Genomic DNA, 12,880 nt, shown 5'->3' on the forward strand with positions numbered 1-12,880 from the left:
ATTGAGGGCCTGAAGGGGCCTTTTGCGGCCTATGTCCGGCCCCAGGCGGTCGTCGGACGCCGTCGAAGAGGAGCGCGTAGCGATCTGGGGCGTGATCAGCCCCGGACGGGGGTCAGACGCCGAGACGTGAGGAGCGCGTAGCGATTTGACGCGCCCTTCCTGCCGTTCAGGCTCTTGTGGCCGAGGTGGGGAGGGGTCTCGGCCGACTGCCCGGCCCGCAGGGCGAACAGGCGGCCCGAGGCAAGTGCGCCCCACCTCGACCGCCTCGCGCATCGCTGGCCGCGCCGCTTATGGGCTCTTCCGCCCGGCCCGTTCCTTTGGGGGTTTCCCGACAGTCCTTGTCTTTCCGTGGCGGGACGGCCTGTCAAGGGTCGCCGCAGGCGATCGCGCAGCGACGCGACCGCAGGGAGCGCCCTTGACAGGCCGGCCCGACGCGGAAGGACTATGGGACTGACGGGAAATCCCCAACCCTTCCTCGCTGCCGGCCGGCCGGGGCACCGCCGAACCCGCGCCCCCACCCCCGCCGCACAGGGCTGTCCCGACCCGCCCCCACCCCCGTGCGGGGCGGGTGGGCAGCCACCGGTCCGGGGGCGGGGTCGAGGGGGAGAGGGCCCCGCTCGCGATCCGCACCCCGTAGGCGCACCCTGGAAGCAGGGTGACCCCCTGGAGGTGATGCACCATGGCCACACTCGTCGGGTGGCATGTGGAACTCGAATTCACCGAGGACGGCCACCGCACCACTGCGGCGGCCCTCGTCAGGCTTGGGGACGGCTCCGAGATCAAGGCGCGCGGGTACGCGTTGCGCCACCCCTCCGACCCGGAACAGCTGAGGGTCGGCGAGGAGATCGCGGGCGCTCGGGCGCTCATGGATATCGCGTCGCAGATGCTGCAGAAGGCCCACAGCGAGATCGACGAAGCCACCGGCCGTCATTCCTATCCGCTCAACCGGTGAGCGGACGGGCCTGCTGACGGGCTCCGCCCCGAGCGGGGACCGTCAGCGGGCCCCGTCGACGGGCGGTCCGTCGACGGGCGGTCCGTCGACGGGCGGTCCGTCAGCGGGCGCCCCGTCAGCGCGTGCGGCTGCGGAACAGGGCGCCGGAGAGGGTCACGGCCGTTGCCGTGATGCCCGCGCACCAGGTCAGGGCCACCCAGGGGGAGTTCCCCGCGGGCTGCGCCAGCAGCAGTGCGCGCAGGGATTCGATCACCGGGGTCAGCGGCTGGTTTTCGGCGAAGCCGTGCAGCCAGCCCGGCATGGTCCCGATGGGGACGAAGGCGCTGGACGGGTACGGAAGGAACATCATCAGGAACGTGAACCCGCCCGCCGCCTCCGGCGACTTGGCGAGCAGGCCGAGGACGGCGGCCAGCCACGAGATCGCCGTGATGTACGCGAACAGCAGCCCGGCCGCCGCCAGGAAGGCGGCCGGCCCGGCCTCGGGCCGGAAGCCGATGGCGAGGGCGACGGCGAGCACGAGGGTGGTCGACAGCAGGTTCCGCAGGACGGAGGCCGCCACGTGTCCGGCCAGGATCGGGATGCCGCCGATGTCCAGGGAGCGGAAGCGGTCGACGACGCCGTTCCTCATGTCGTCCGCGACGCTGACGGCGGTGCTCGCCGCCCCGAACCCGGCGCAGAGCAGCATCGCGCCGGGAACCACGTACGTCACGTACTCGGTCCCGGTGTCGATGGCGCCGCCGAAGAAGTAGACGAAGATCAGCATCAGCATCACGGGCAGCATCAGCGCCGCGATCAGCGCGTCGGGGCTGCGGCGGCTGATGCGCAGGCTGCGGCCCGCCAGGGACAGGGCGTGGGTGGCGGCGGTCATCGCTCGGCTCCCGTCAGGGCGAGGAACACGTCGTCGAGGGTGGCGGTGCGGACCGCGAAGCGGTCGACGGCGGTGCGGTCCGGGTCGAGTTCGTCGAGCAGCGCCCGTACGTGCGCGGCGCTCCCGTCGGTGGAGAGGCCCAGGGTCAGCTCCTCCGGGGCGAGGTGCACGGCGCGCGGGGCCAGCGCCTCGTAGGCGGCCCGGTCGGTGAGCGTGAGGTCCAGCCGGTGGCCGTCGACCCGGGACTTGAGCTCGGCGGGCGTGCCCTCGGCGGCGATGCGCCCGTCCGCGAGGACCGCGACGCGGTCGGCGAGCCGGTCGGCCTCCTCCAGGTACTGGGTGGTGAGCAGCACGGTCGTCCCGTCCGTGCGCAGTTCCCGTACGAGGTCCCACAGGTCCTGGCGGCTGCGCGGGTCGAGCCCGGTCGTCGGCTCGTCCAGGAAGATCACCTCGGGTCGGGAGACCAGGCTCGCGGCCAGGTCGAGGCGCCGCTGCATGCCGCCGGAGTACGTCTTGGCCGGGCGCGCGCCCGCCTCGGCGAGCCCGAAGCGTTCGAGCAGCTCGTCCGCCCGGGCCCGGGCGGCGCGGGGCCCCAGCCCGCGGACCCGGCCCATCATCCGGAGCGTCTCGGCGCCGGTCTGGAGCGCGTCGACGGCCGCGAACTGCCCGGTGAGGCTGATGGAGCGGCGTACGCGGGCCCGCGCGGAGGCGATGTCGTGCCCCGCCACCCGGGCGGTGCCGGCGTCGGGCTCGGTGAGGGTGGCGAGGATCCGGACAGTGGTGGTCTTCCCGGCGCCGTTGGGGCCGAGGAGGGCGAGGACGCTGCCGCGGGGGACGGCGAGGTCGATGCCGTCGAGGACGCGCAGGGCGCCGTAGGACTTGGTCAGGCCGGTGGCGTGGATCCCGAGGTCCGGGCCGGGGCCGGTGCTGGGGGCCGGGCCTGTGCCGAGATCCGGGCCGGGGCGGGTGCCGCGGGCCTTGCCGCGGGTGGTGCTGGGGTCGTACGCGGTCATGCAGGACCACGCTCCCTTCTGCGTATGGGTTACGCGCTACTGCGTAAGTAATACACAGAACTAGGATGTGGGTCAACGGCACACGGCGGAACGGACGCAGAGGGGAGGGAGCCGCCATGGCGGACCAGGACGGATCGGCGGCCGACGGCACCGGGCTCCCCGCGAGCCTGGAGGTGGCCTGGGGCCTGCGCGAGCGCCCCGGCAAGGGCCCCCGCCCCACCCTCACCGTCCCGCGGATCGTGGAGGCGGCCGTCGCGCTCGCCGCCACGGAGGGGATGGACGCCGTCTCCATGGGCCGGGTGGCCAAGGAGCTCGGCGTCTCGACGATGTCCCTCTACCGGTACGTCGCGGCCAAGGAGGAGCTGTACATCCTGATGTCGGACGCGGGAGTCGGCACCCCGCCGCCGCTGCCGGAAGCGGACGGCCGCGACGGCGCCGACGGCGGCGACGGCCGGAACTGGCGGGAGCTCCTGTCGGAGTGGGCGTACGCGCAGCGCGCCGTCCTCATGGCCAATCCGTGGATCCTGCGCATCCCGATCACCGCCCCGCCGGCCACCCCGAACCAGCTCGCCTGGATGGAGCGCGGGCTCGCCTCCATGGCGGGCACCGGCCTGCGGGAGAGCGAGAAGCTCTCGACGATCATCCTCATCGGCGGACTCGTGCGGAACGAGGCGACCATGGCCGCCGACATGATGGAAGCCATCGTCAAGAGCGGCGTCTCACCGGACCAGGTCGTGGGCCAGTACGTGCGCACGCTGCGGCTGCTCACCGGCCCGGACAGCCATCCGGCGGTGACCCGGCTGCTGGAGTCCGACGCGTTCACGGGCTCCGACGAGCCGGACTTCCAGTTCCGGTTCGCCCTGGCCCGGCTGCTCGACGGCCTGGCCGGACTCATCGACGGGCGGAGGGCGGCCGGGGGCTGAGCGGTGGAGCGGTCGGGGCCGCTGCGGCTCAGGCTCCCGACGACTGCAGGGTCGCCGCCAGCTTCATCCGCGCGTCCAGCTGCTTCCTCGCCAGGTCCAGCGTCTCCGCGTTCCGCTCGATCGCCCGCTGCTGGTAGGCGACTTCCACCGTGTACCAGATGCCCACCAGGTTGGTCTCCCGCTTGCACTCCACGTCCTGCACGGCCGCGGTGACCGCCTGCGGGCTGCCGATGTTGGCCTCGGTGATGCCCGGCGGCAGGCTCGTCGGGTCGGTGTAGCCGGCGTAGCCGTGCTTCTCCATGCACGCGCTCCAGGACTTGGTCGCCGCTACCACCCGGCTGTCCTTCTGGGCGCGGCCGTAGGCCTCCAGCCCGTAGCTCTGCGCGACCATGCCGTCCACCGTGTCCTTCGTGGGCGCGAACAGCTTCAGGGCGCTCTCGCGCAGGCAGCCGCCCGCCGGGACCTTCTGGCCGCCGACGACCGTGGTCGCCACGTCGGACTTCTCGGCCTCCTCCTGGCTCATCGGGACCGGGAGGGACGGGTCGACCTCCAAGCCGTTCAGTACCAGCTTCTCGTTGGGGCCGAGGACCGGCCGAGGGGGCTTCACGGTCTGGCCGGCCTGCGGGTTGGTGTAACCGATCCGGGCCGCCTCGGCCGGGTCGGAGATCCCGTAGCGCCGGTTCTCGTCCTGCTTGACGGTCGCGTCGGCCTTCCGCCGCTGCTGGAAGCGGAAACCGTAGCGTTGCATGCACTGGTCGATGAGCACGTCCTGTGCCTCGTCGAGCAGGGCGATCTGCCGGTTGTCCGCGGTGTACGGGGCCAGGGGGAAGGTCAGGCTCCGGCTTTCCAGCAGCGTGGGCACCTCGCCGATGGCGGGTTCCTTGCCGGCGTCGGGGTCGGCCTTGCCGTCGCCCGGCTGCGAGCACCCGGTCAGCAGGAGCGCCAGAGCGGCCGCGGAGGCCGCCAGGGCGGCGCGCGGGGCGTGCGGCGGGAACATGAGGGCTCCGGATCGTGGAGGCGGCCGGGGGCGCGGGGCGGCTCCGCCGGTGGACGGAGGGCGGAGCCGGCTTCCCGCGCGGGCCTAGAAGTAGAAGGCCGAGGAGATCTGGTTGAAGAACGTCGAATTCAGGTTGCCCCTGCCGCCGGCCGCGAGGTTGGCCTGATAACCCTGGCCGCCCGACCCCGTGTAGACCTTCCACGTGTAGGTGTCGCGGTTCGACCAGGACTCGGTGTTGTTGTCCGTCAGCTGGCCGGAACAGCTCCGCGTTCCCTTGAAGTTGTCGTCGTAGAAGTTGATGTCGTTCACGTAGAGGTCGAAGACCGAGTTCGACTGGTCCTGCCAGCAGAACAGGCCGAGCTCGCCGTCGGTGAGCCAGCCGTCCTTTTCGGTGGCGGAGGCGGAGCCGGCGCCGACGGCGGCCATGCCGAGGACGAGGCCGGCGGCCGCGACGGTGCGCAGGGAATTACGAAGCTTCATCAGTCATGCCTTTCGGACAAACTGTCGCAATTTCGGATGCGGGATCGTGGCCATTGCGGGCGGGGCTTCGACCGCCATGGAGTGGATCACGCATCGGCGGGACTCGCAACTGTCCGCGAGTACAGGAATTCGGCCTGCCGGTTGACCTAAGGTGTCCGGCGATACGAGGTGCCTGAGGAGGCTTGCTGTGCCATTTCCGCGTGCCCGATCTCTTGCCATACCTGCTGCGCTGACGTTTTTGGCCCTGTCCGGCTGCACTGCGGAGGGTTCCGCTTCTGCCCCGGCCCGGGGCGCGGCCGGGCTCTCCGTTTCGTCGTCCGAGAAAGGGAAGAAGGAGGTCGACCCCAGGACGGCCGACTTTTTCCAATGTCTCGCCGAACAGGGTCTGCCGGTGAAAGGCAGCTCTTCAGGGATTCCGGTTATGGATTGGGAGAAGGCGGATCCGGCCAAGCGAAAAGAGGCGGAGGCGGCCTGCGAGGGGCGTCGGCCGGCCGCTCCGCTGGACCCGGCACTGCTCGCGCAGCAGCAGGCGTTCACCACGTGCATGCGGGCGGCAGGCTTCGCGGACTTCCCCGATCCCGATCCGCGGACGGGCGACCACGCGCTCGAAGGGCTCGGCCTGAAGGAATCGCCGGAGGCGTACGCGGCCATGAAGAAGTGCAGCGGCCGTTCCTAGCGAGCCGGGCCCGGCGGCGACCGCCCTTGCCCCCGGCCGCGGTCGTGCAGCGGCCCGCGTGTCAGGCGGCACGGGTACGGGTGCGGGCCCGGCGGCGGCCGCTTGGGCCGGGTCGAGGCCGCGTGGCCGGGGCGCGGGTCGCGGATGGCGCGGGTGTCGGCGCGGCGGCGAGCGCCCCTGCCCCCGGCCGTGGTCGTGCAGGAGCCGCGTGTCAGGTGGTGCGGGTGCGGCGGCGACCGCCTGGGGTCGCACCCGGGACCGGGGCCGCAGCTGGGCCGGGGGCTGCCGGTCCGCCTGCACCGGCCGCCATCGGTCCGGCGCCCGTCAGCCGGGCCGATGCCCACGCGAGGGTCAGGCACACCGGCGTGTAGAGCAGCAGGTTGAGGGCGTAGAACGGGCTGCCGGCCGGGCTCGCCGGCAGACCGGCCGCCCAGCCGAGGCCCGCGAGGCCCCGTACGGTCAGACCGGCGGCCACCGCGCCCGTCACCAGGCGGGCCGGGCGTCCCCCGCGCCCCCGGGAGCGCGCCAGTACGCTCCCGGCCCCCGTCAGCAGCAGTGCGGCCAGCGGGATCACCACGCGTGGGGTGAACGGCGCCTCCAGGCCGAGGACGGCGAGCGACAGCCCCCGCGCGTCCGCGGCGGGCCAGGTGGCCCCGGTCGCCCAGTACAGGTGCACCACGCCGTCGAAGGCGAGCACCCCCGCCACCGCCGATCCGCTCCGGCGACGGCGACGGCGTTGGGCCGTGTCGTCCACGTTCACGTTCACGTTCATATGAGCCCCCTCGGCCCTCGGTGCGCAAAATCCGTCACCGGAAGGAGGAGGGCCGCAGAGGGAACATTCCTGTGGGCCGCGCCACACGCGCGAAGGCCCCGCCCCGGCGCGTGCACCGGGGCGGGGCCTTCGTACGCGTGCGTCAGAGCTTCTCGGGCGTGCGGATGCCCAGCAGGGACATGCCCTTCGACAGCGTGCGGGCCGTCAGGTCGCACAGGAAGAGGCGGTTCTCCGCGACGACCTGCTCCGGCTCCGGCTTGATGACCGGGCACTCCGTGTAGAACGTCGTGAAGAGGGAGGACAGCTGGTAGAGGTACGCCGCCACCTTGTGCGGCGCGTACTCCGCGGCCGCCTCGCCGATCAGCTCGCCGAAGCCGTCCAGGTGCAGACCCAGCGCCCGCTCCGACGGCGCCAGCTCCAGCTCCGCGTGCGCCGCCGGCTTCCGCTCGCCCGCGTTCCGCATGATCGAGCGGATACGGGCGTACGCGTACTGCAGGTACACCGACGTGTCGCCGTTCAGCGAGACCATCTGGTCCAGGTCGAACTTGTAGTCACGGGCCGCGGACGTTGACAGGTCGGCGTACTTCACCGCGCCGATGCCCACGTACTGGCCGTTCTCGACGATCTCCGCCTCCGTCAGGCCCACCTTGTCGGCCTTCTCCCGGACCACCGCGGTCGCCCGGTCCACGGCCTCGTCGAGCAGGTCCACCAGCCGGACCGTCTCGCCCTCACGGGTCTTGAACGGCTTGCCGTCCTTGCCGAGGACCGTACCGAACGCCAGCTGGACGGCCTTGACGTCGTCGTTCAGCCAGCCCGCCCGGCGCGCCGTCTCGAAGACCATCTTGAAGTGCAGCGACTGGCGCGCGTCGACGACGTACAGCAGGGTCGTCGCGTTCAGCTCGCCGACACGGTCGCGGATCGCCGACAGGTCGGTCGCGGCATAGCCGAAACCGCCGTCCGACTTCTGCACGATCAGCGGCGTCGGGTTGCCGTCCGGGCCCTTGACGTCGTCGAAGAACACGCACAGCGCACCGTTGGAGCGGACGGCGACACCCGACTCCTCCAGCAGCTTGCACGTCTCGACCAGCATGTCGTTGTAGCCGGACTCGCCGATCACGTCCGGGTCCTGGATGTCCATGTCCAGCTTGTTGAAGACGGAGTAGAAGTAGATCTTCGACTCGTCCACGAACCGCTGCCACAGCGCCAGCGTCTCCGGCTCGCCCGCCTGCAGGTCCACCACCCGCGCCCGGGCCCGCGTCTTGAACTCCTCGTCGGAGTCGAAGAGCGCGCGCGAGGCCTTGTACAGCCGGTTGAGGTTCGACATGGCCTCCTCGCCGGAAGCCTCCCCCTCCGACTTGTGGTCCAGCTCGTGCGGGTGCTCCAGGAGGTACTGGATGAGCATGCCGAACTGGGTGCCCCAGTCGCCGATGTGGTGACGGCGCACCACCTTCTCGCCCGTGAACTCCAGGATCTCCACCATCGCCGCACCGATCACGGCGGACCGCAGGTGGCCGACGTGCATCTCCTTCGCGACGTTCGGCTGCGCGTAGTCGATCACCGTCGTGCCCGCGTTCGCCGCCAGCGGCACGCCCAGACGGTCGTCGCCCGCCCGGGCCGCGAGCGTCTCGATGATCGCCCGGTCGGTGACGGTGATGTTGAGGAAGCCCGGACCCGAGACCTCGATCTCCCGGATCAGGTCACCGGTCGAGATGCCCTCGACCACGTTCGTCGCCAGCTCGCGCGGGTTGGCCTTCGCCTTCTTCGCGAGCGCCAGGATGCCGTTGGCCTGGAAGTCGGCCCGGTCGCTTCGTCGCAGCAGCGGGTCGGCGCCACCGGCCTCCGGCAGGGCCGAGGCGAGGGCGTCCGCGACGCGCTGATCGACGGAAGAAGCGAGGGAAGGGACCGAGGCCATGAGCTGCCGTTCCTGTGAGGTCGTGCCGGTGGGTGCACTTGGTTGTTCCGACAAGTGCCGAGTATCCCACGTGGGGCCTCCTCGTTTCGCGGCATATCACTGGCCGGGAGCAACCCCGGAGCGCCCCGTTCCGTCTGGGAGAATGGCCGAAGCCAGCATTCGAGATAGAAGGACGTGTCGTGGCTCAGAGCGCCCAGAGCAGCACCGAGACCGACTGGGTCTCCCGTTTCGCGGACGAGGTCATCGCCGAATCGGAGCGCCGAGCCCCGGGCAAAGCGGTCGTCGTCGCGTCCGGACTCTCCCCCTCCGGCCCCATCCACCTGGGCAACCTCCGCGAGGTCATGACCCCGCACCTGGTCGCCGACGAGATCCGCCGCCGCGGGTACGAGGTCCGCCACCTCATCTCCTGGGACGACTACGACCGGTACCGCAAGGTCCCCAAGGGCATCCCCGGCGTCACCGAGGAATCCCACGCCCAGCACATCGGCCGCCCGCTGACCGCCGTGCCCGCCCCCGAAGGCTCCCCGTACCCGAACTGGGCCGAGCACTTCAAGGCCGCCATGGTCGAGTCCCTGGCCGAGCTGGGCGTCGAGTACGACCCCATCAGCCAGACCGAGCAGTACACCGCCGGCACCTACCGCGAGCAGGTCCTGTTCGCGATGAAGCACCGCGCCGACATCGACGCCATCCTCGACCAGTACCGCACCAAGCAGAAGCCGGGCGGCAAGAAGCCCCAGCAGAAGCAGGTCGACGAGGCCGAGCTGGAAGCCGCCGAAGGCTCCGGCGCCGCCGCCGAGGACGACGGCAGCAGCGCCGAGGGCGGCTACTTCCCCTACAAGCCCTACTGCGGCGAGTGCGGCAAGGACTTCACCAAGGTCACCTCGTACGACGACGAGACCACCGAGATGACCTACGTCTGCACCGAGGACGAGTTCACCGAGACGGTCAAGCTCAGCGAGTTCAACCGAGGCAAGCTCGTCTGGAAGGTCGACTGGCCCATGCGCTGGGCCTACGAAGGCGTGATCTTCGAGCCCTCCGGCGTCGACCACTCCTCGCCCGGCTCCTCCTTCCAGGTCGGCGGCCAGATCGTCGGCATCTTCGGCGGCGAACAGCCCATCGGCCCCATGTACGCCTTCGTCGGCATCAGCGGCATGGCCAAGATGTCCTCCTCCAAGGGCGGCGTCCCCACCCCGGCCGACGCCCTGAAGATCATGGAACCGCAGCTGCTGCGCTGGCTCTACGCCCGCCGCAAGCCCAACCAGTCCTTCAAGATCGCCTTCGACCAGGAGATCCAGCGGCTCTACGACGAGTGGGACAAGCTGGAGGCCAAGGTCGCCGACGGCACCGTCCTGCCCGCCGACGCCGCCGCCCACGCCCGCGCCGTCCGCGTCGCCTCCCACGAGCTCCCGCGCACCCCGCGCCCCCTGCCGTACCGCACGCTCGCCTCCGTCGTCGACATCACCGCCGGCCACGACGAGCAGACCCTGCGCATCCTGGCCGACCTGGACCCCTCGCAGCCCCTCACCTCCCTCGACGAGGTGCGCCCGCGCCTGGACCGCGCCGAGAACTGGATCACCACCCAGGTCCCCGCCGACCAGCGCACCCTCGTACGCGACGAGCCCGACACCGAGCTGCTGACGTCGCTGGACGACGAGGGCCGCGAGTCCCTCCGCCTGCTCCTCGACGGACTCGACTCGCACTGGTCCCTCGACGGGCTCACCACCCTCGTCTACGGAGTCCCGAAGGTCATGGCCGGGCTGGAACCCGACGCCAAGCCCACCCCGGAACTCAAGGTCGCCCAGCGCACCTTCTTCGCGCTCCTCTACCGGCTCCTCGTCACCCGCGAGACCGGACCCCGCCTGCCCACCCTGCTCCTCGCCGTCGGCGCGGACCGCGTGCGCAAGCTCCTCGCCGCCTGAGGCCCCGCGACACGACGGAAGGGCCCGCACCCCTCAAGGGTGCGGGCCCTTCCCGCGCGAGCGGACACCACTACGCGATGTGCTCGTTCTCCAGATCCTTCTGGTACCGCTGCTTGAACGCCGGGATCATGCGCCGCAGCAGCGAACCGCTGCGCGGGTGCGTCACCCCGTAACCGTCCGACAGGTGTATGTCGAGCGCCTCCGCCGTCGGGAAGTCGTTCTGCTCGTCGACCAGCGCCCGGAACACCTTGTACGCGGCCTCCGCGAAGTCCGCCTCGTCCGGCGCCTCCGCGGCCTCCCCGGCGCCCTCCGGCTCCTCCCGCGGAGCCGGCATCGGCACCTGCTCCCGCGGGTGCGTGAACTGCTCCTCGTCCGGGCCCGCCGGAGGCATCACCGGAGTCGACTCCAGACCCTCCACGTACTGCGGGTTGTACCCGCCCTCGTACGCCGCCTGCGGCGCCACCGGCGCCGCGAACCACGCACTGTTGTGCGCCGCCGGCATCGCCGTCGGCTCCACCGCGAACGCCGCCGGAGCGTGCACCGCGGGCTGCACCTGGGCCTGCTGCTGGGCCTGCATCTGGGCCTGCATCTGCATCTGCGCCTGCGTGAAGGCCAAGGCCTGCGCCTGCGCGAAGGCCTGCGCCTGGGCCTCGGCCTGCGCCTGCAGCGCATCGGCACCCGCGGCCTCCAGCGCCGGAGCCACGGGCAGCCCCGCCTGCGCCTCCACCGCCGCCTGCACCTCGCCGCCCTGCTCCACCGGAGGCAGCAGCGCCGGCTCGATCCCCGCCGCCGCCAGCCCTTCCGGAGCCGTCTGCGACAACGGCACACCGATCCGCGCCAGCCGCAGCGGCATCAGCGCCTCCACCGGCGCCTTGCGCCGCCAGGCACGCCCGTACCGCGCCTGCAGACGCGCCTGGTAGATCAGCCGGTCCTGCTCCATCCCGACCGCCTGCTCGTACGAACGCAGCTCCCACAGCTTCATCCGCCGCCACAGCTTGAACGTCGGCACCGGCGACAGCAGCCACCGCGTGATCCGCACACCCTCCATGTGCCGGTCCGCCGTGATGTCCGCGATCCGGCCCACCGCGTGCCGGGCCGCCTCCACCGTCACCACGAACAGGATCGGGATCACCGCGTGCATGCCCACACCCAGCGGGTCCGGCCACGCCGCGGCACCGTTGAACGCGATCGTCGCCGCCGTCAGCAGCCACGCCGTCTGCCGCAGCAGCGGGAAGGGGATCCGGATCCACGTCAGCAACAGGTCCAGCGCCAGCAGCACACAGATGCCCGCGTCGATGCCGATCGGGAACACCAGAGAGAAGTCGCCGAAGCCCTTCTTCAACGCCAGGGCGCGCACCGCGGAGTACGAACCCGCGAAACCGATCCCCGCGATGACCACGGCGCCGGCGACCACGACACCGATGAGTATCCGGTGGGTACGAGTCAGCTGCATCGCGGCCACCCGTGATCCCCTCCCCTTGTCGAGCACTTCCCAGTACTTACCGAGCCTTTACCGAGCCGCGGCAGGCACAGCGTAAGCCCGACCGGAAGTCACCGCTCCCCTGGCCCCGTTACTACCGGGGCGTCACTACTGGGGCTGCGGCGACTGCGACTGCTGACCCTGCTGCTGGTTCGCGGTCTCCACCGAGGCCACGGCCTCCTTGGCCGCCACGATCGCGTCCTGCAGCAGCTTCGCCTGATCCGGCGCCCCGGCACCCTCGTACGCCGCACCGTTGTAGTCGAGCGTGATCACCACGTTGTGCGTGCGCGCCACGATCGTCGTGTTGAAGGAGTCGACGTTGTCCTTCTTCACCGAGTACACGACCGACGTCCCCTGGTCGCCGATGCCACCCGCCTGCTCGGCCTTCAGGTTCTCCGCACCCTCGGTCGCCTTCGCGAGCTCGACCTGCTTGTTGAACTGCTCCTCGGCGCGCTTGTCGGCGCTGCCCAGCGAGGCGTGCGAGTCGGAGCGGGAGAAGTTCACCGCGAGCCAGCGGTACTGCGAGCCCTTCAGACCGTCCGCGTCCAGACCGTTCCAGGAGCAGCCCGCCCGGCTGGCCAGGTCGTTCGACTTGGCCGCCGCCCCGTTCTTGTCCTTCACCTTCGGGACGAGCGTGTCGAGCGTCGCCGACTGGAGCACCTTGCAGGGGTCCGGGAGCGCGGCGTACGTCGCCTTCTCCAGGGCGGTCGAAGCCTTGCCGCTCGGCTTCGCGGACGCGGACGAACCGGACTTCTTGTTGTTGCCCGAGCCCGACTCCTTGCCCGAATCGGAGGAGCAGCCGGCGACGGCGAGGACCACCGGGACGGCTGCGCAGGCGAGAACGCGGGTGAGGCGCGAGGCAGATCGGTGCATGTTTCCTTCTGGTGC

Annotated in this window: 12 protein-coding genes; 4 read left to right on the plus strand and 8 right to left on the minus strand. The window is 71.3% G+C overall.

What is annotated here, in order from left to right:
* The first annotated feature begins 679 nt into the window (after positions 1-679).
* Positions 680-952, plus strand: coding sequence for a DUF1876 domain-containing protein (locus ACZ6Y1_RS20520; protein ID WP_469631466.1), 273 nt, complete (start codon positions 680-682; stop codon positions 950-952).
* A gap of 115 nt (positions 953-1,067) precedes the next feature.
* Here ACZ6Y1_RS20520 and ACZ6Y1_RS20525 read toward each other — a convergent pair whose 3' ends face one another.
* Positions 1,068-1,820: an ABC transporter permease gene (locus tag ACZ6Y1_RS20525; protein ID WP_469631469.1), complete on the minus strand. Its 753-nt coding sequence runs from the start codon at positions 1,818-1,820 to the stop codon at positions 1,068-1,070.
* Positions 1,817-2,833, minus strand: coding sequence for an ATP-binding cassette domain-containing protein (locus ACZ6Y1_RS20530; RefSeq protein WP_469631472.1), 1,017 nt, complete (start codon positions 2,831-2,833; stop codon positions 1,817-1,819). The genes ACZ6Y1_RS20525 and ACZ6Y1_RS20530 overlap by 4 nt, the downstream gene beginning before the upstream one ends.
* A gap of 116 nt (positions 2,834-2,949) precedes the next feature.
* Between ACZ6Y1_RS20530 and ACZ6Y1_RS20535 the strand changes: the two genes are divergently transcribed.
* The gene (locus ACZ6Y1_RS20535; RefSeq protein ID WP_469631475.1) at positions 2,950-3,756 is read left to right on the plus strand and encodes a TetR/AcrR family transcriptional regulator; all 807 of its coding nucleotides are present in this window, start codon (positions 2,950-2,952) and stop codon (positions 3,754-3,756) included.
* Positions 3,757-3,784: 28 nt separating this feature from the next.
* Here ACZ6Y1_RS20535 and ACZ6Y1_RS20540 read toward each other — a convergent pair whose 3' ends face one another.
* A complete protein-coding gene (locus tag ACZ6Y1_RS20540) occupies positions 3,785-4,753 on the minus strand; it encodes a hypothetical protein (protein WP_469631478.1) in 969 nt (322 codons plus the stop codon).
* Between the two features lie 84 nt (positions 4,754-4,837).
* Positions 4,838-5,233: a hypothetical protein gene (locus tag ACZ6Y1_RS20545; protein ID WP_469631481.1), complete on the minus strand. Its 396-nt coding sequence runs from the start codon at positions 5,231-5,233 to the stop codon at positions 4,838-4,840.
* Between the two features lie 421 nt (positions 5,234-5,654).
* On the opposite strand from ACZ6Y1_RS20545, the gene ACZ6Y1_RS20550 reads away from it, so the two are divergent.
* Complete coding sequence (locus ACZ6Y1_RS20550) at positions 5,655-5,909, plus strand: hypothetical protein (protein WP_469631485.1); 255 nt, start codon at positions 5,655-5,657, stop codon at positions 5,907-5,909.
* Positions 5,910-6,120: 211 nt separating this feature from the next.
* Here the strand turns inward: ACZ6Y1_RS20550 and ACZ6Y1_RS20555 are convergent, their stop codons facing one another.
* Positions 6,121-6,681, minus strand: a complete 561-nt coding sequence (locus ACZ6Y1_RS20555; protein WP_469631487.1) for a DUF3995 domain-containing protein — start codon at positions 6,679-6,681, stop codon at positions 6,121-6,123.
* 142 nt (positions 6,682-6,823) lie between these two features.
* Positions 6,824-8,593, minus strand: a complete 1,770-nt coding sequence (gene argS / locus ACZ6Y1_RS20560; protein ID WP_469631488.1) for an arginine--tRNA ligase — start codon at positions 8,591-8,593, stop codon at positions 6,824-6,826.
* Between the two features lie 179 nt (positions 8,594-8,772).
* Here argS and lysS point away from each other — a divergent pair, with 179 nt between their 5' ends.
* Positions 8,773-10,512 carry a lysine--tRNA ligase gene (gene lysS / locus ACZ6Y1_RS20565; protein WP_469631491.1) on the plus strand — a complete coding sequence of 580 codons (1,740 nt, stop codon included), beginning with the start codon at positions 8,773-8,775 and terminating at the stop codon, positions 10,510-10,512.
* Positions 10,513-10,582: 70 nt separating this feature from the next.
* Here the strand turns inward: lysS and ACZ6Y1_RS20570 are convergent, their stop codons facing one another.
* On the minus strand, positions 10,583-11,965 hold the full coding sequence (locus ACZ6Y1_RS20570; protein WP_469631494.1) for a DUF2637 domain-containing protein: 1,383 nt from the start codon (positions 11,963-11,965) through the stop codon (positions 10,583-10,585).
* Positions 11,966-12,100: 135 nt separating this feature from the next.
* Positions 12,101-12,865 carry a DUF3558 family protein gene (locus tag ACZ6Y1_RS20575; protein ID WP_469631497.1) on the minus strand — a complete coding sequence of 255 codons (765 nt, stop codon included), beginning with the start codon at positions 12,863-12,865 and terminating at the stop codon, positions 12,101-12,103.
* Between the last annotated feature and the right edge of the window lie 15 nt (positions 12,866-12,880).

This window comes from Streptomyces sp. NPDC053432, assembly GCF_055585365.1.

What these genes read in the sequence shown, in the direction of transcription:
- ACZ6Y1_RS20520 (WP_469631466.1), top strand. Translation starts at nt 680, where the DNA reads ATGGCCACACTCGTCGGGTGGCATGTGGAACTCGAATTCACCGAGGAC.
- ACZ6Y1_RS20550 (WP_469631485.1), top strand. Translation starts at nt 5,655, where the DNA reads ATGGATTGGGAGAAGGCGGATCCGGCCAAGCGAAAAGAGGCGGAGGCG.
- ACZ6Y1_RS20570 (WP_469631494.1), bottom strand. Translation starts at nt 11,965, where the DNA reads ATGCAGCTGACTCGTACCCACCGGATACTCATCGGTGTCGTGGTCGCC.
- ACZ6Y1_RS20555 (WP_469631487.1), bottom strand. Translation starts at nt 6,681, where the DNA reads ATGAACGTGAACGTGAACGTGGACGACACGGCCCAACGCCGTCGCCGT.
- ACZ6Y1_RS20525 (WP_469631469.1), bottom strand. Translation starts at nt 1,820, where the DNA reads ATGACCGCCGCCACCCACGCCCTGTCCCTGGCGGGCCGCAGCCTGCGC.
- ACZ6Y1_RS20535 (WP_469631475.1), top strand. Translation starts at nt 2,950, where the DNA reads ATGGCGGACCAGGACGGATCGGCGGCCGACGGCACCGGGCTCCCCGCG.
- ACZ6Y1_RS20545 (WP_469631481.1), bottom strand. Translation starts at nt 5,233, where the DNA reads ATGAAGCTTCGTAATTCCCTGCGCACCGTCGCGGCCGCCGGCCTCGTC.
- ACZ6Y1_RS20575 (WP_469631497.1), bottom strand. Translation starts at nt 12,865, where the DNA reads ATGCACCGATCTGCCTCGCGCCTCACCCGCGTTCTCGCCTGCGCAGCC.
- ACZ6Y1_RS20540 (WP_469631478.1), bottom strand. Translation starts at nt 4,753, where the DNA reads ATGTTCCCGCCGCACGCCCCGCGCGCCGCCCTGGCGGCCTCCGCGGCC.
- ACZ6Y1_RS20530 (WP_469631472.1), bottom strand. Translation starts at nt 2,833, where the DNA reads ATGACCGCGTACGACCCCAGCACCACCCGCGGCAAGGCCCGCGGCACC.
- argS (WP_469631488.1), bottom strand. Translation starts at nt 8,593, where the DNA reads ATGGCCTCGGTCCCTTCCCTCGCTTCTTCCGTCGATCAGCGCGTCGCG.